General features: G+C 49.6%; 13 protein-coding genes. 7 read left to right on the forward strand and 6 right to left on the reverse strand.

Features of this window, described 5'->3' with window-relative positions; genetic code table 11:
* Positions 1 to 189: 189 nt before the first annotated feature.
* Positions 190 to 2,319, forward strand: coding sequence for a DUF4832 domain-containing protein (locus tag B036_RS28345; protein ID WP_169435036.1), 2,130 nt, complete (start codon positions 190 to 192; stop codon positions 2,317 to 2,319).
* A gap of 160 nt (positions 2,320 to 2,479) precedes the next feature.
* Here B036_RS28345 and B036_RS0106685 read toward each other — a convergent pair whose 3' ends face one another.
* Positions 2,480 to 3,424 carry an RluA family pseudouridine synthase gene (locus B036_RS0106685; RefSeq protein ID WP_020567923.1) on the reverse strand — a complete coding sequence of 315 codons (945 nt, stop codon included), beginning with the start codon at positions 3,422 to 3,424 and terminating at the stop codon, positions 2,480 to 2,482.
* A gap of 49 nt (positions 3,425 to 3,473) precedes the next feature.
* The gene (locus B036_RS0106690; RefSeq protein ID WP_071596760.1) at positions 3,474 to 4,655 is read right to left on the reverse strand and encodes a PQQ-dependent sugar dehydrogenase; all 1,182 of its coding nucleotides are present in this window, start codon (positions 4,653 to 4,655) and stop codon (positions 3,474 to 3,476) included.
* A gap of 381 nt (positions 4,656 to 5,036) precedes the next feature.
* Between B036_RS0106690 and B036_RS0106700 the strand changes: the two genes are divergently transcribed.
* The 5 genes from B036_RS0106700 to fabD all read left to right on the forward strand — a co-directional run bounded on the left by B036_RS0106700 (position 5,037) and on the right by fabD (position 12,038).
* Positions 5,037 to 5,741 carry a M48 family metalloprotease gene (locus B036_RS0106700; protein ID WP_026231752.1) on the forward strand — a complete coding sequence of 235 codons (705 nt, stop codon included), beginning with the start codon at positions 5,037 to 5,039 and terminating at the stop codon, positions 5,739 to 5,741.
* A 77-nt stretch (positions 5,742 to 5,818) separates the two neighbouring features.
* Positions 5,819 to 6,994: an MFS transporter gene (locus B036_RS0106705; protein ID WP_020567927.1), complete on the forward strand. Its 1,176-nt coding sequence runs from the start codon at positions 5,819 to 5,821 to the stop codon at positions 6,992 to 6,994.
* Positions 6,995 to 7,461: 467 nt separating this feature from the next.
* Positions 7,462 to 8,469 (forward strand): serine hydrolase, encoded by a 1,008-nt coding sequence (locus B036_RS28350; protein WP_020567928.1) that lies wholly within the window; start codon positions 7,462 to 7,464, stop codon positions 8,467 to 8,469.
* A gap of 300 nt (positions 8,470 to 8,769) precedes the next feature.
* Complete coding sequence (locus tag B036_RS31745) at positions 8,770 to 11,025, forward strand: right-handed parallel beta-helix repeat-containing protein (RefSeq protein WP_026231753.1); 2,256 nt, start codon at positions 8,770 to 8,772, stop codon at positions 11,023 to 11,025.
* A 131-nt stretch (positions 11,026 to 11,156) separates the two neighbouring features.
* Positions 11,157 to 12,038: an ACP S-malonyltransferase gene (fabD, locus tag B036_RS0106720; RefSeq protein WP_020567930.1), complete on the forward strand. Its 882-nt coding sequence runs from the start codon at positions 11,157 to 11,159 to the stop codon at positions 12,036 to 12,038.
* Positions 12,039 to 12,244: 206 nt separating this feature from the next.
* Here fabD and B036_RS0106725 read toward each other — a convergent pair whose 3' ends face one another.
* Positions 12,245 to 12,844 (reverse strand): bifunctional nuclease family protein, encoded by a 600-nt coding sequence (locus B036_RS0106725; RefSeq protein WP_020567931.1) that lies wholly within the window; start codon positions 12,842 to 12,844, stop codon positions 12,245 to 12,247.
* 201 nt (positions 12,845 to 13,045) lie between these two features.
* The gene (gene mazG, locus B036_RS0106730) at positions 13,046 to 13,798 is read right to left on the reverse strand and encodes a nucleoside triphosphate pyrophosphohydrolase (RefSeq protein WP_020567932.1); all 753 of its coding nucleotides are present in this window, start codon (positions 13,796 to 13,798) and stop codon (positions 13,046 to 13,048) included.
* Between the two features lie 322 nt (positions 13,799 to 14,120).
* Between mazG and B036_RS0106740 the strand changes: the two genes are divergently transcribed.
* Complete coding sequence (locus tag B036_RS0106740) at positions 14,121 to 14,336, forward strand: hypothetical protein (RefSeq protein ID WP_020567933.1); 216 nt, start codon at positions 14,121 to 14,123, stop codon at positions 14,334 to 14,336.
* Between the two features lie 197 nt (positions 14,337 to 14,533).
* Here the strand turns inward: B036_RS0106740 and B036_RS0106745 are convergent, their stop codons facing one another.
* Together B036_RS0106745 and B036_RS0106750 are read right to left on the reverse strand one after the other, a co-directional pair.
* Positions 14,534 to 15,136, reverse strand: a complete 603-nt coding sequence (locus tag B036_RS0106745; protein ID WP_020567934.1) for a tetratricopeptide repeat protein — start codon at positions 15,134 to 15,136, stop codon at positions 14,534 to 14,536.
* Positions 15,137 to 15,147: 11 nt separating this feature from the next.
* Positions 15,148 to 16,230, reverse strand: a complete 1,083-nt coding sequence (locus B036_RS0106750; RefSeq protein ID WP_020567935.1) for a hypothetical protein — start codon at positions 16,228 to 16,230, stop codon at positions 15,148 to 15,150.
* Positions 16,231 to 16,641 lie beyond the last annotated feature (411 nt).

Here is a 16,641-nt window from a genome sequence, read left to right on the forward strand (position 1 = left end):
TTTCCTGAAAAAGGTCGTGTACGCAGGTCGAACACAAAATCACCTCAAGCGGCTGTCAGCAGTATAATGGCAAAGTACTCGACGCCTTGCTTCTAAGTACCTTCTTTTTGCACCTGCGGCCCCGCCCAAATAGCCCATATGCCTTACCTTAAGCCCCGAACTGAACGACTCCGCCTTAATTCCGACCTCATGTACCTTCCTTTCCGAGTGCTCCTTCTATTGATGGTGTGCACTGGCACCGTTCAGGCCCAAACAACTACCGTAACCTACCCCGTCTCGACGGTCGATTTTCCCAATCCCGAGCGCGGTTTCTACCGCTATACCGAGACCCGCTCCGGAAACTATGACCAGCTGACGGAAAGCGAACTGGCCGACTTCCGTAACCCTTACACCCCCAACGGTGCTCAATATTCCATCGTCAGCACCCTGGCTTTCCGTTACTTCTTTTTGGAAGATTTCAAGGCCGGCCCCATCAGTGCCGCCTACCTGAATGGCGTTACCGCCGATTTTGCCGCCGCCCGGGCCGCCGGCGTAAAAATTATCCCCCGCTTTGCCTATACCGACGAGGTAAATGGTAATGGATGCCCCTCCTTCATCTGCCCGCCCTACGGGGATGCGCCCAAGAACATTGTCCTGGACCACATTGACCAATTGGCCCCCATTCTCGAAGCCAACAGGGACGTCATCGCCGCCGTGCAAATGGGCTTCATCGGCACCTGGGGCGAAAATTATTACACCGATTTCTTTGGCGATGCGTCCCCGGAGGGCAACGGGCAGTTGTTTGATGCCGACTGGCAAAACCGCAACGAAGTACTCTCGGCCCTGCTGTCAGCCGTTCCGGAGGAGCGCATGGTGCAGGTGCGCTACCCCCAGGCAAAACAACGATATATCTATGGCCTTCAGGCGCCAACTACTGCTGCTCCGCTGACGAGCGCCGAGGCTTTCTCGGGCACCGATAAAGCCCGCCTGGGTTTTCACAACGACTGCTTCCTGGCAAGTGCCGCTGACTTTGGCACCTATGTGGATTATGGTAATGGCACCCCCGGCAACCCCAATCCTGGCGCAGGCGGAGACACCACTAACCTCAAACCGTATTTTGCCCGGGACAGCCGCTATGTGGTGGTGGGCGGAGAAACCTGTTCTGACGGTTACAACCCCCAGAATAATTGTGCGGGCACGGACCCAGCTGCTTTCGGTGACGAGGAAATGCGCAGGCTGCACTATTCCTACCTCAATTCCGATTATAATAATGAGGTAAACAACGACTGGGGAACCGGTGGCTGCATGGAGGCCATCAAGCGATCACTCGGCTATCGGTTTGAGTTGGTTTCCGGGACTTACGGAAACAACGTTGAGCAGGGTGGGGAATTGGCCCTGGATCTGCAATTGGAGAACAGTGGCTACGCCGCGCCCTATAACGCGCGGAACGTGGAGTTGATCTTGCGAAATACGGCTACCGGTTCGGTCTGGGTCGGAACTTTAGATGATGACCCCAGGCTGTGGCCTCGGGAAGCGGGAACGATTTCCCTCACGCCCGGTATTTGCGTGCCGGCCTTTATGGCAACGGGGACCTACGACTTGCTCCTCAACCTGCCCGACCCCATGCCGTCGCTGCACGATAACCCGGATTTTAGCATCCGCCTGGGCAGTTTGCTGCCGGGAGGCGCCGACGGTTGGGAACCCGCTACGGGGTATAATGATCTCGGCCACCAGGTTACAGTGGTTACCGCAGGAGGCACGCCTGCTTGCGGCAGTGGGAACTTCTTTGTCGCCGAAAATACCTCGCTGCCGGTGGATTTAATGGCTTTCACCGCTACGGCTGAAGCTAAAACGGTGGCCCTTCGGTGGGAAGTCCGGGAGGATGCCGGGCACGGTTACACCGTGATCGAACGCAAGGAACTGACCACTGACTTTACGGAAACAGGCCACCTGCCCGCTAGTGGAAATACAGCCATAACCAGCAGCTACCTTTTCGCAGATGAGGATGTGACGGCAGGGAATACCTACTATTACCGACTGCGGTTTGTAGACCTTAATGGGGCGACGAAATACTCGCAAACGGTTGTTGCTACCCTGAAAAACGACGGACTATCGAGGGTAACCATCACTCCAAATCCTTCCAACGGACACTTACGCCTCAACTTCGGTACTACGGAAGTGCCACGGGGTAGGGTACTGGTCCTGGATCCGTTGGGCCGCGTTGTATTGCGGCAACGACTTACCGGGATACTCGATTTATCCACCCTTTCGCCAGGGGCTTATGTGGTTTCGGTGAAGGTTGCTGAAGAGGTGGCGGTCCGGCGGGTGGTGATTCGGTAGTGCTTTTTCTTGAGTTACCCGTCAGACGGGCGGTTCGGCCGTCCGACAAATTCTTTTGGCCTGGTGTAGCCGGCTGAAAGTTTGTCTGACGGCAATGACGAATTAGCTAATAGCATAGAAATAATTAAGGCGAGATTAGCTTGCTCTTTATACTACGCTATCAAGAATGAAATATCTTCTTAAACCTTTGAGGGAGCTCATCCTTAAAAAAGACTTCTTTATTTGTAAAAGGATGAATGAAACGCAAAGAATAGGCATGTAAATACAGGCCTTTACCGTTCAAAATTAAATTTTCAATTCCATATTCTTTATCTCCCAGTATCGGGTGGCCGATACTGGACAGGTGTTTGCGCAATTGATGCCTTCTGCCTGTTTGAGGTTTCAACTCCACCAGGTTTAGTCGGTCAAATCTGTTCGAGGGAACAGACGCGCATAGTTTATACTTCGACTGTGATTTCTTGCCGTCAATTGCTGAAATGATTTCCCCTTGATCGTTCATCTCCCCAATCGTAGCGGCATAGTAAGTTTTCTTTATCTCTTTGTCTTCAAACAGCCGGTTTAAAGCTCGAATACTACTGCTCGTCTTACCAACCAAAAGAATCCCGGTGGTCGGGTAATCTAATCGATGAACGGGCTGAGGTTTGGTTGCATCAGAGAGATTACTTCGCTTAATGTTTTGAGGTAAGGCATTGGCAATAGTTTTAAAACTGTTGCCGCTAACCAGAATGCCGCCAGGCTTATGAATCACTGCTAAGTGCTCATCTTCAAAGATAACTTTAAGAGGAAAGACAAGTTTCTCCTTCGAAGGCACTTCTTCGGGAATAGATAATGTAATGGACTCACCTCCATTTATGAAAGTTGCCGTAGTAGCAATAATACCATTAACGGTAATGAGCCTTTTCTTTAGCGCTTTTTTTAGTGCTGATTTTGTCAAAGCTGCCATGAAGATGCCTACACCATATTCCTGAAGTCGAATTGGTGAGGTTATGTTGGGGACTATGTGGGTTTCGTCTGGATAAATAATGTTGCTCGCTTTTATCTTTTTCTCAAATAAATAGGCAGGGTGATTTCTGAAGTATACCTTATTCGTACACGTGTTTTTCACTTAGGCTCCCGGAGATTATGTAGAAATGCATCTAGGGCCTCTTCCCTTACTATTTACTGATTCTTACAATCATTCCATTTGATTTAGTAAGGTCGTTTCGTTCAATGAGTGCAAGTATATCTCCACTCGGTAATTGCTTAATTGTTCGTACTCTTCCCTCGATGTTCAGTCCAACAGTCTCATCCGTTTCACGATTGTATTTCATCAGCCTTCTAAAGGCTAATGAACCGAAAATGAAGTGATCATTCCAGTCTGAAATATTACTATCAGTAACTTTCAACAAGCATGCAGGTGCAACGGCCTGACCGCCATCGGGTGTGGGAACTGTCCAGTAATATTCAGGGAGCACCGTAAATAGAGCGGCAGAATCTTCTGAAATAGTGGAAGCTTGCGCGCCATCATAATTGATACCATAACTGAACATAGGCCAACCATAATTTTTTCCTTTTTCTATGATATTGAATTCATCTCCACCTTTAGGTCCATGTTCAATTCCAAAAAGTGTAGCGGTGGAATCTTCATAGTATAAACCTTGCACATCCCTATGCCCATAACTCCATATGGTCGTAGGGGAGTTACGATTTTCAAAAACCGGATTGTCACTGGGGACGCTCCCGTCCTCCATTAATCGGTGAATTTTCCCTGCGTCGTCGTCGAAGTCTTGTGCATTTAACACCGGATTTGTACTTGAAGACCAATTAGAATTTCCAACGCCCAGGAAAAAGTGTGTGTCATCTTCCCATACTATCCTCATCCCGTTTCCGGTATAACTTTGGTTTCGCGTGGTAAAAATAGTCTCAAACTGAGTGGCGGCATTGTTCTGGATTTTAAAACGAGTAACCTTTGCTAAGCCATCAGTACCTAAATAGGAGAGGTAGATCCAGGCGTTTGTTGAATAGTTGGGATGAATACTGATGTCCATCAGTCCACCATGCATAATCGCGGCCAACCCCGGAGTGCCAAAAGTAACCACCTCTGGCATTCCTGCAATCTCGGTTAGATGACCACCTATAAAATGAAACATTTTCCCAACTCTATCAGTGATAAAGTATTCATTTTCTTCAACTATGGCTATCCCGTACGGAATGGTGAAGCCTCGAGCAATTGTATCTAAAGAAAAGGAACCGTTACTAATAGGGTAGGGCGATTCCGGAACTTTTATAATGTTATTGTTGCAACCAATCAGGCACCCAATTAAAAGTAAGGCGGATAAGAGTTGGATTAATTTCACGGTTGTTTTCGTTTTAAATTTTTCCTCTGTTCAATTGCCGGGAACTTGTGTAAACGTAGGCCACTACGCTACAAAAAATGATACGGAGAAGTAAACACTAATCAGCCAGCAAGACATTACTTCAACCCCTAACCCAGAACCTTTCGCCCTGACCCCTCAGACCTGTAAAACGCCCATCAGGGTAGGGAGTTGGATTAAAGTACCCTGATTGTCATTTTTTTATAGCGTCTCTGTGCCGATATACTCAATAACACCAGGTCACTTTTACCACCTGCTTAACACATATGTCGCAATTTTTAACATGACTTCCAGGGTTTAGTAAGTGAGTTTTGAGCGGGGATTTGACCCCGTAGCTATTTACCCCTACCAAAAACCGAAGCCATGAAACCTTTATCGTTTGTTTGCGCCATTGCGGTGATGATTTGTTGTTGGATTACGCTGCCTTCCCAGCATCCTCCCCCTGCTGCTGCTGCGCTCTCCGGTTACGGTACGGTGGCAAAAGCCGGGAGTACCTCCTGCGCAATCGATCCCAATTTTGTTCCCGTCCATCATACCGCTAGTCGTCACCTCGAATTTTTATTGGACAAACTAGCACCAGCTGCTGGTACCAACTCCGAAAAATTCAGCATCGAGATGATGCGGGACCGCCGTGGCGTCCGGGCCATTAATGCCATGACCTGCTCCGATAGTCACCTGATTTGGATCAGCGTAACGGCTTGGGAACAACTGGCGACTTACGAACCCGCCCTGGCCCTGCTACTGGCCCACGAACTGGCGCACAGTGACCACCGGCCGTTACACGACTTGAAAAAGGATGATATGATCAGCGCTGAACGTCAGTTGATGAATTCCCTGAGCAATCGGCAATTAGTCGAAATTGCGGCTGATCAACGTGCCGCTGATATTATGACCCGCGCTGGTTACTCGCCGCAACAAATCAGTCGTGCCTCCTGGCACATCCTCTACCGCGATGTAGAAGGAACTCTGGCTTCAGGCTCAGAAAGCCACCCTACGGGCCGGGACCGGGCAAACTTACTGTCCTTTTATCTGGGGAGGAAATATCTGAATGCGACAATCGCCAGGTAAAGTAAAGGAGGAAGGGAAGAAAGAGAGGCCGTACCTTCCCCTTTCTTCCTTTCCTTTTTTACTTTTCCCCTTTTTTCATGATTCCCCGCCGAATACTTCCGCTCATCGTTTTGGCTCAATTTTGCTGCACTTCACTGTGGTTTGCGGGCAATGCGGTACTGGTGGAGCTGGTGGAGACCTTCGGTTTGCCAGACACTGCTTTGGGGAGTTTAACCTCCGCCATCCAGTTCGGTTTTATCTGCGGCACCTTGGTATTTGCCATATTGGCTATAGCGGATCGCTTTTCCCCGTCCTGGGTATTCTTTGCTTCAGCGATCGCCGGAGCAACCTTTAATCTGGCAGGGACCTGGCCAGAAAATACGCTGCTTACGTTGCTTTCTGGTCGATTCATGACCGGTTTTTTCCTGGCGGGTATCTATCCGGTGGGGATGAAAATTGCGGCCGATTATTACCAGAAAGACTTGGGCAAATCGCTCGGTTTTTTGGTCGGGGCCCTGGTTTTAGGAACGGCCTTCCCGCATCTGTTGCGGGGCTTTGGAGAGGAGCTTCCCTGGAAGTCAGTACTATTTATAACTTCGGGGCTTGCGGTGTTGGGAGGAGGGCTGATCCTTGCCTTTGTGCCAGACGGTCCTCATCGTAGCAAGGGGAGCCGGCCAGATTTTACGGCTTTTTTTACGGTGTTTCGAAACCGCCCCTTTCGGGCGGCGGCCTTTGGCTATTTTGGGCACATGTGGGAGCTGTACGCCTTCTGGGCCTTTGTTCCCCTGTTGTTGGGGAGTTATTTGCAGACCCGGCCGGAGGCCAGTTATTCGCTGCCAGTGATGGCTTTTCTGATCATTGGCGCCGGAGGAGTAGGATGTGTCGTTAGTGGTTTGCTTTCTCTACGTTACGGAGCCAGGAAGGTAGCAACTACGGCACTTTTCCTTTCCGGGGTCTGCTGTTTGCTCGCACCGGTGGCCTTCCATTTTTCTCCTGCACTGTTTTTAAGCTTCTTGTTGGTCTGGGGAGTGTTGGTGGTGGCTGATTCCCCCTTGTTTTCTACGCTGGTGGCCGGAAGCGCTGCGCCCGAACGCAAGGGGACGGCGCTTACCATCGTGAACTGCCTGGGATTTGCGCTCACCATTGTAAGCATTCAGCTATTGGTCGCTGCAGGAGAGTGGCTTGAGCCAGCAGCACGGATGCCGCTTCTTGCCATCGGCCCGGCCCTTGGGCTCTTGGGCTTGTTTGCTGATCGGAAGAGAGTAGGGGAGTGAGAAATGGAGGAAATATCACCCCTTTGTTTGCTGGCTTGCCTTACTATGGTGAGGAAACCAGGTGAAGTGAACGGTACTTGTGACCGCGATTTTTTGTTCTCGAATTCTTCAATTTACTCCCGGGCGCGGCCGCAGGTGCAATGAAAGGACAGCTACCAGCGATGAACACATCCATTATTTAATTATTTGAACGGAGGATAAGGCGTAAGTCTAAGGAAACCAGTGGATAAGCGTAAAGAATAGTTTTAGTTAAAACAACGTTAAAGCTAGCTATTCATCATCAAAAGACCTACTTTTACCCAACATATTGTAACATAAAACTGTTACAGCAACCTGTAACAAAATACACCTACAACACACTTTTAGCCATTTAGCTTTTTTCTCAATAGACCTGACCGTCTTTTAATCACCATTCCAGCACTTTTTATAGTTGCACAATTTTTATCAGCTGGAATCAATGGCACTTAATGTATAAGCGTTTTTCTTTTTTCATATTGTCCATGTTCGCGGTTCTATTTATGAGTACCGTTAACTATGGTTCCCAACAGTCCTTCAACCAACAGTTGAGCGCAAGCAGTGTTTTTGGCTTGCCCTCTTTCCTATTGGCTGAGCCTGCTGCCCCGATCACCAAGGCCTTTAACTCCACCCGCGAAGAGATGCGAATGGAAATAGAAGCCTCCGTTCCTTCCCTTCGCAGTCTGAAGAACCTCTCTTTTGAGGATCAGCTCAAACGTAGGTTGAATACTAATCCGCTTTGGCGTAGCCTTATCCGTAACAAACGGATGTCTGTTGGCGTCGTCGATATGTCTGATGGAGACGCTGTGAAATTCGCTACCGTCAACGGCCAACACATGATGTATGCCGCCAGTCTGCCCAAAATTGCCGTTCTCGCCGCTGCCCATGACGCCATCGAGCGGGGCGAATTAAAAGAATCAGCTGCGGTTAAAGCCGATATGCGATTGATGATCGCCAAGTCGAACAATGCCGCTACTACCCGTATGATCGATCGTATCGGTTTCGAGAAGATTGAACGCACCATGACGGATCCCGACCTGAAGCTGTATGACCCCGCTTACGGCGGTGGCCTTTGGGTAGGTAAGCGTTATGCTGCCGGTGGAAGACGTCACCCAGATCCCATGAAAGGAATCAGTCACGCAGCAACGACGGAGCAAATCTGCCGCTACTTCTACCTCCTCGCCAATAATGAGTTGATCAGCGAGAAGAGTAGTGCAAAGATGCGTAGCTATCTCGTAGACCCACAGCTTCACCACAAATTTGTAAACGTTCTTGATCAGGTCGCACCAAATGCTAAGGTGTACCGGAAATCAGGATCCTGGTCTACCTTCCATGCCGACGTGGCTTTGGTGCAGGGTCCGGACCGAAATTATATCATCACCGCCCTGGTCGATGATCCCAAAGGTGAGCAAATCTGCCGGGACCTGGCTAAGGTGCTCGACAGCATGCTCGTAGACTAATCTACGCTTGCCCGTTTATAAAGCGCTCTGTTGGGATTCCCCAACAGAGCGCTTTGTGTTTTAGCAAGTTGTCTTAACTTAGGGCATACTGGTGGTCCGTCAAGCTTGAAGTTGGCATAATCTGTGGGATCTTTCCCACATGGCTGCGTTACTTGAATCCTTACTTAGCTGCGGCTAAGTTTCGGTTCAAGCGCCTTGCCAACCGAAAAAATCTACGAGCAGTTTATGCTAAAAATCAAACTTGACGGACCACCAGGTTTATCGCTAATTTTTTGATAACCATTTAAAACGAATACCCATATGAAGAATATTTTACTCCTTTGTCTCCTGTCATTGGCCTTATCTCCCCTTGCTGCTACGAATTACTACATTGATGCGACTAGTGGCGACGATAGCAACGACGGACTCACCCCGGCAACCGCTTGGCAAACCCTTCTAAGTATACAGGCAGTTACCTTTAATCCCGCCCCTGGAGATAGCATCTTGCTTAAGCGCGGAGAGGCTTGGCGTGGCGATCCACTGGAAGTCTTCTTCGTAAGTACGGCCGAAGCACCACTGGTCGTTTCCAACTACGGTGTGGCTACTGATTCTGTTCCTCTGATCACCTCTGTTGACGTTCTCCCCGGAAGTGATGTTGCCGCAAACTGGACCGAGATAAGTACCAACGTCTGGTCACTGGACCTTAACCTTAACCCTAATCGGGTCCTGTTGGACGGTGCCGAGGTCCTTCGGGCAAACGAGCTTGTTGATTTAGGTACCACCGATGGCCAGGGAGTCTTCAGCAAATGGTTCTGGAGGTCCGACAGTACCTTGTTTCTCCATGAATCAGCAAATCCTGCTTTCAGGTACCGTGATGGAATTACCGGAAACATCAGCTCCACTTCAATGCTGGCCATTGGCGCGGTAAACATGGTGTTTGATGGACTGGAATTTGAAGGAGGATCAGTTTATTCCGCCGCAATTTTAGCAAGTGACAGCCTGGTAATCAAGAACTGTAAGATCGGCCGTTATGCCAGTACCGGAATGGGAATCACTGGAATCAATACGGCCCAGGGGTACTTTACTTCTTCTTACATTGAAGTATTAGACAATACCTTCGACTCGGGGTTTGAGATATTCCACGGACTGGGAAGTACACGGGGATGTAGTAACGGGTTGATTATCCTTTCCTCCGGCGAGAACTGCACAGTATCAGGTAACACTTTCCGGAATTGGGCCAATAATGGGATTGAGATGTTGGGTAATTTCACTAATGTAGGTGGAGCCAATAACAACCTCGTTGAAGATAATTATATCTCCGCACCCAATATTTCTTTTTCCAGAGGAATCAGTATTAATGGTGCAGAGGATAGAAGCGCGCTCAACCGATTTTACCGAAATACAATAGATAGTACCCGGGCGGCAAGTTTCGTAAACGGGAACAACAACGTTTTCGAACATAATATCATCCGGACAGTTCGCCAATCAACGGCTATAGATGGCCCTTCCGCCTACGGAATTATCGTAGCTGTTCTGGGTAATGGATTTGTCAGCCACGATAATGACTTTGATCACAACCTTGTATTGAATACTGACGAAGCTGCCTTCTATATCCTCGGTATAGGGGCTGCTGACCAGGCTATGGATAACCGGATACGGAACAATATCTTCTTCAATAATGCCCTCCAGCCTTTTGGAGGCTTTTATCCTGCTGGCCAGGCTTTACTGATCGATAAAGATGATTTAGGGCCGAATACTTACCAAAATAATATCTTGTTTGATGAGGCCGGCAGTCCCGCTCAGGTTTTCTTACCCGCTACCGGAGAGTCATTGACAGTGACTGCCTTCAATGCACTGAATGGTACGGATGGTGACGTCATCACCAACAACCTTAAGGAGGACCCGGACTTTATCGACCTGGCTGCAGGTAACTACACCCCGGAAATGTTTGGCGGTGCCGTAGACGCAGGCTTGGATCTCGGCTATGATAAGGACTTTGTCCTGGCTGATCGTAACCAGGGAGCAGCCCCGGATATCGGCCCGCTGGAGTCCGGCTTAATCGTACCATCCGAACTAACGGAGTTTACCGCCCAGGCATTGACAAAAACCTCCGTCGAATTAAACTGGAATACGATCAGTGAAACCGCTACGGACCGCTTCTACGTCGAACGTAAGTCTGATCACCGTTTCTGGGCGGAGGTTGGCTCCGTTTCTGCTGCCGGGTTCTCACGCGCATCGCTTGATTACAGTTTTACCGACCAGGAGGCACCCATAGGTACCCTGTACTATCGTCTTCGTATGGTTGATTTGGACGGTAGTTACAGCTATTCCCCTATCCGGGAGATTACCCTGTCTGCTGATGGGCTTGATCTTCGCTGGCTTGATCTTCGCACTGCCGAATTACAGTTGCCCGATGGTAAGGAAATGAGCGATGTTACGGCCTCGTTCTACTCAATCGATGGCCGGGGACTTCCCCTGACTGTTTCCGGGAACCAGCTTCAGTTTTCCGCTGATCTTCCTGCCGGGATCTATCTCCTGGTCGTTGATGGTAAGGGAATGAAAGTGTCTTTGCGCTAAGAACCAGTCATAAGTCAGACAAAATCCCTAACCTTGCGGATAAAATCAAGTCGTCTGGTTGTCGGGTTATCAATAAACGCCATTGATAACCCGACAACCAGATACCTGGAGAACCAGACAACCCGATAAACATGAAAGCATACGTATTTCCCGGCCAGGGAGCCCAATTCAGCGGCATGGGCAAAGACCTTTTTGACCTTAGCGCCGAAGCTAAGGCTTTGTTTCAGCAGGCTGATGATGTGCTCGGCTATTCCCTTTCCAAAGTAATGTTCGAAGGCACAGAAGAAGAGTTGCGTGAGACAAAGATTACCCAGCCTGCGATTTTTGCGCATTCCGCCATCACTTACCTGTCTGCTGAAGACATTGAACAACCAACCGCCGTAGCGGGGCATAGCCTCGGGGAGTTCTCTGCCTTAGTTGCTGCCGGAGCCCTCGATTTTGCCGCAGCACTTCGCCTGGTGGCCGAAAGAGCGCTAGCCATGCAAGCTGCCACCGAGGCCGTCCCCGGCACTATGGCAGCAGTTCTTGGTCTGGATGACGATATTATCGAAAACGCTTGTGCCGCTATTGAAGAAATCGTAGTGCCGGCAAACTATAATACCAACGGACAATTGGTTATTTCCGGGAGCGTCGAAGGTGTTGAGAAGGCCAGTAAAATCCTGACGGACCTTGGTGCACGACGGGTCGTTCTGCTACCGGTAGGCGGCGCTTTCCATAGCCCACTGATGCAGCCCGCCCAGGATCGCCTGCGGGCAGCCATCGAAGAGGCATACTTCCGCCCGCCGGCTTGTGAAATCTACCAGAATACCGATGCACAGCCCAGTACCGATCCCGAGGTGATCAAAGCTAAACTTATCGCTCAGCTCACCAGCCCCGTTCGGTGGACACAGACCATCCAGAATATGCAGGCCGCAGGCCTGACGGACTTCATCGAAGTGGGCGGTAAAGGGAAAATCCTGGCCGGACTGATTCGTAAGGTCGACCGGAGTTTGAACGTGGATCAACTCGGGTAGTACGCCCAAGTGATTCCGCTGGCCTCAACAAAGCCTTAGTCATTCCAAACTTCTGCTTCGAGAGTTCGCCATAAAAAATGACCGCAGCTTGCTTTAAGCAGGTTGCGGTCATTCTTTTTGAATCCACTTCGCGGCTACTCTGTAGTAGAGCCTTTTTAGCTGCCAGATAAAATCTTACCTGAGTACCTAATGCTACTTATAACTGGTTAGCTTCCACCACGACGTTGCAACTCATCCCGAATACGGGCGGCTTCTTCATAGTTCTCTTCTTGCAGCATTTGCTCCAGGTAGCCGTTGAGGTCTTTAACGTTCATGCGGGAGAGGTTCTCTACGCCCTTTACGTCGTCGCCTACGGTTTCTAATTCGGTGCCGGGGGTGTCGTAATCCTCGTCTTCACCCTCAAGGACAATTCCCGCAGATTCCAGGATGTCATTGTAAGTATAAATGGGACATTCGAAACGAGTGGCCAACGCCAGCGCATCGCTGGTTCGACTGTCAACTTCGATGATCTCACCGTCACGGTCGAGCACCAGCCGGGCAAAGAAAATGCCTTCCCGCAGGTCGGTAATGATGATCTCCCGCAGGTGCGTTCTTAGGGTCTCCAGCGTATTTTTGAACAGATCGTGGGTCATCGGCCGTGGACCTACCATTCCTTCAATGGCAATGGCAATGGCCTGAGCTTCGGAACTGCCAATAATTACCGGCAAACGTCTTGGTCCGTTGACTTCTCCCAGCACAAGGGCGTAATTGGCAGTCTGTGTCACACTGCGATTAATGGCCATTACCCTTAGCTCAATCTTATTCATACGTATTTTATTATGTGCTATAACGGTTTCGGGCAAAGACAGGTTGAATTCCTCCACCTTAAACGGCCGGCGAAGATACGAAAGTTGTCGGGTTCTTCAGCCGTCGGAGTGTCCTGTTGTCTGGTTTCTCCAGTCATCATGGCAACGAAGTACCCGTAGTTTTACGGAAAACCCGACAACCGACAACTCGACAACCCGACGCTACCGCTTGGCCGCTTGCCACAGTGCTTCCATTTCTTCCAGCGGCATGTCAGAGAGTCCGGCGGGACCAGCTGCTTTTTCTACCTCTTCGAAGCGTTGGCGGAATTTGATATTCGTACGCTCCAGCGCAGCCTCGGGGTCAATGCCCTGCCAGCGGGCATAGTTGATAAGGCTGAACAACAGGTCGCCGAATTCTTCTTCCTGGTGGCGCTCATTGGTGGCCTCGCGAAACTCCTGTATTTCCTCATTCACTTTGTCCCAAACCTGCTCTTTATTATCCCAGTCAAAGCCGAATTGTGCCGTTTTCTCCTGCATGCGCATTGCCTTAACCATCGCTGGTAGGGCGGTAGGAACACCAGAGAGTACCGTTTTTTTGCCTTTTCCGCTGGCCAGTTTAATCCGCTCCCAGTTTGCCTTTACTGCTTCAGCGTCGTTGGCGACTACATCTCCGTAAATGTGTGGATGGCGCTCTACTAGTTTGTCGCAAACTGAGTTGAGGGCGTCAGCAATATCCCAGGCACCCTTTTCGCTGGCAATTTTAGCATAAAAAACCATGTGCAGTAGGAGATCGCCAACCTCCTCTTTGATGCCGGGCAAATCCTCTTTGAGCAGCTCATCTGCTAATTCATACGTTTCCTCAATGGTCAGTTTCCTTAGGCTAAGTAACGTCTGCTTTCGGTCCCAGGGGCATTGTTCGCGCAACTCGTCCATAATGGTGAGCAGGCGTTGGAAGGCGGTAAGTTTTGGATCCATAGAAGGCTTTTTTTGAGAAGGAGCCAAAGGTAGTGTTCAGTTGTCAGGAATGAGTGGTTAGGATTCAGCAATCAGGATTCAATACTCAGGGGCCAGGCAAAAGTGTCCAGTATTCAGTACTAAGGTTCGAGTATTCAATGGCTCCTGAACCCTGAACCCTGCTTTCTGAATCCTGGATCCTGATTCCTGAACACTAATTAGGGGCGCGGCCGCAGGTGCAAAGAAAGGATAATTGAGCAGGCTGTTATACGTACGGGTAGGGGGTGAAAACAACCATCCAACGTCCAACGGTGTTATCTTTGCCCCACCAAAGTAAACCATCATGTACAGTTTCCTTACCCTTTTTGCCGTCATCTTCGCCGTATTTGGCGCAGCCTTTTTGCTGATCAATATTCGGCATCTGGTAACGGGCAACGAGTTTCGTGGCACTTGTGCCAGCAATAACCCAATGCTGACCAACAAAATTGGCAACTGTGAAGTCTGCGGTAAAAACCCGGACGAAGACTGCAAAATGCCCGACATGCCAGAGGTCAAGTAGGTCGCTTCGCTCCTTGTTGCAGAGTGCCTTCGGCGCGTTGCAGGTTCCAGCTACCGTATGATGCAGCTCCGTACGAAGGTGTGGACAAGAGCTCGAAAAAAAGTATTTAGAAAAAGCCAAAAAATCTTGCGGAAGAACCGGCAGCTCTGCAACCCCTGCAACCGTCGCAGAGCGATCCTGCAACCGGAGCGGAGCGACTACTGACCAGCCTTCTTCTCCAACTCCATCAGGATCTCTTCATCACTCTTCCCAAGATTTTCCATCAACATCTGGGTGTCATCAGCAAAAGAGTGCGTGGGATACTTTTGTAAAAAATCGGTGTAAGTAGCCTTCGCTTTTTCTAAATCGCCAAGATCCTCATCGTAGGTAAAGCCTAGCATGAACAACGCCTCGGGTGCTTTGCTGAAGGAGGGGTAATTATTGTAGACCTTTTGATAAATACTCGCGGTCAGCTTAGGATCATTCATTGCCCGCACCACTTCTGCCGCACGGTATAAAGGCATGGCGGCAAGTGTGTCGCTGGGGAACTTGTCGGCCAGCTGAGTGGCTATCGTGACAAAGTCCTGACTCGCCTGTACGTTCAGTGCTCCCGTATTTGGATCACTGACGGCCTGGAAGTTATCCATAAGCAACTTACTAACTGCCGCGGGGCTTTCTCCAGCTTCAAGCGCAGTAGCTGCAGCGGCGTAAACACTTGGAGTTGTCGATGTTTCCACTTCTTCAGTGGCACCCTGATCGTTCCCACCGCAACTGGTAAAGACGAAAGCAGTAAGTATGGAAAGGAATAAGATCGTACGCATAAGCAAGGTAATTATTCGTTAGTTGAAGATATACAAGTGTTGATGATGACCTCCAGTGACGAGGACCGGAAAAGTATATTTCGAATGGCCAGTAGTTCAGAAAAGAAATTTCCCTGATCAAAATTACTGAGGTAGGAAGTATTGAACATTAGCTGAGCTTCAACCATATGCAGGCATTCCAAAACCAGGAACTCGCGGTCTTTGGGGTCGAAGCAAACGATCAGCATGTTGCCTGCGGAATCAGCGCCTAACGGGTAGAAGTACGGATAGGGTATATAGTCTTCACTCCAAATGTCATAAAGCCCGGCCTCAAAAAGGGGATAGGTCAGGACCGGGTTTGTTTTCCCTGATTGTTGCAGCACGCCATTGGCGAGCTTGGCCAACATTGTTCGCTGGATTTCAGTCGGGCCGTTTTTTTCAATGTCCTCCTGGTCGTAGGGAAGCCAGCTACTCGTACGCACGTCATAATATTCACTGGCGCCAAGACGTAGCTTATAGTCGAATCGTTGATAGCCGGGAACAACGTATCCGGGGTAATAGAAACGCATACCGCGCTCCAGGCAGAAGGCTATTTCCAGGAGCATGGTGTAATACCCCAGACTGAATGATTTTAGTTTGGGATCGTACACTCCAAGAATACTCGCGGCGGCCTCATCTCCGAGGTCAAAATAACTGACGCCAACCAATTGACCACTCACTTTTTCCCGAACGGTGGTTTCCCAGGTATTGAACACCGACTGAGCACCTTCATAATCCTCCAGGCTATCAGAGATAGTGGGGGAGAGCCGACCGTCAAAATCGGCAGCATAGCGGCGATAGAGTTCATTGCGTTCCCGGTCAATAACCCGTGGGCCGGAGGCCAGGTCGAAGAGCTTAGCGTTCCTGCGCATCAATTTGCGCTGACGCTTGGAAAACTTGAAATCTTTTAAGTCAATCCGGATCCAAATCGCCGAAAAAGCCTGCTTTTGGAAGAACAGAAAATGAGTAGTGAAAACATTAGCCCCCATCCGATACCAGCCTTTGCCAAGGTACCAATCCAGGCTCTCTGGACTGAGAACGAAAGGTGTATTTTTTTCGGCGTAGGAGAATAGCATTTTGGGGGCGGGGTAAGGAGGGGCAAATATCTTGATTATTATTGAGATATCGTTTATCGGCGACTGGCTAGTGCGTATATCAAATTGCACCGCGAACTTTGTTCCCCGGCACTTGTGCCGGTTGATTAAGAAAGGTACCCGCACAAGTGCCGCGGAACAAACATGAGTCATCCCGAATTTTGAGCCCACATTAAAGTGAGGCAAATCGAGATGGCCATTCTAAGTCTGTAGAGCGGTATCGAGACATCTCGGTACCGCTTTCCAGTTCTATGACAGTAATTTCTTAAAAAAAGAGGAACCCAGCCTTTCCAGTTGCGCAATATCTGGAGCATGAAGTCATAGACCAAGGTGACGATACTCATCAGCTTCATGCGGTTGTCCCAAAACCATAGCCTTGGCGATTCCAAACCC

It is taken from the genome of Neolewinella persica DSM 23188 (assembly GCF_000373105.1).
GTDB classification, from domain to species: domain Bacteria; phylum Bacteroidota; class Bacteroidia; order Chitinophagales; family Saprospiraceae; genus Neolewinella; species Neolewinella persica.

Bases quoted from the DNA above. Each gene is read 5' to 3' on its own strand.
- B036_RS28345 (WP_169435036.1), top strand. From the start codon at position 190: ATGTACCTTCCTTTCCGAGTGCTCCTTCTATTGATGGTGTGCACTGGC.
- B036_RS0106700 (WP_026231752.1), top strand. From the start codon at position 5,037: ATGAAACCTTTATCGTTTGTTTGCGCCATTGCGGTGATGATTTGTTGT.
- B036_RS0106705 (WP_020567927.1), top strand. From the start codon at position 5,819: ATGATTCCCCGCCGAATACTTCCGCTCATCGTTTTGGCTCAATTTTGC.
- B036_RS28350 (WP_020567928.1), top strand. From the start codon at position 7,462: ATGTATAAGCGTTTTTCTTTTTTCATATTGTCCATGTTCGCGGTTCTA.
- B036_RS31745 (WP_026231753.1), top strand. From the start codon at position 8,770: ATGAAGAATATTTTACTCCTTTGTCTCCTGTCATTGGCCTTATCTCCC.
- fabD (WP_020567930.1), top strand. From the start codon at position 11,157: ATGAAAGCATACGTATTTCCCGGCCAGGGAGCCCAATTCAGCGGCATG.
- B036_RS0106725 (WP_020567931.1), bottom strand. From the start codon at position 12,844: ATGAATAAGATTGAGCTAAGGGTAATGGCCATTAATCGCAGTGTGACA.
- mazG (WP_020567932.1), bottom strand. From the start codon at position 13,798: ATGGATCCAAAACTTACCGCCTTCCAACGCCTGCTCACCATTATGGAC.
- B036_RS0106740 (WP_020567933.1), top strand. From the start codon at position 14,121: ATGTACAGTTTCCTTACCCTTTTTGCCGTCATCTTCGCCGTATTTGGC.
- B036_RS0106745 (WP_020567934.1), bottom strand. From the start codon at position 15,136: ATGCGTACGATCTTATTCCTTTCCATACTTACTGCTTTCGTCTTTACC.
- B036_RS0106750 (WP_020567935.1), bottom strand. From the start codon at position 16,230: ATGCTATTCTCCTACGCCGAAAAAAATACACCTTTCGTTCTCAGTCCA.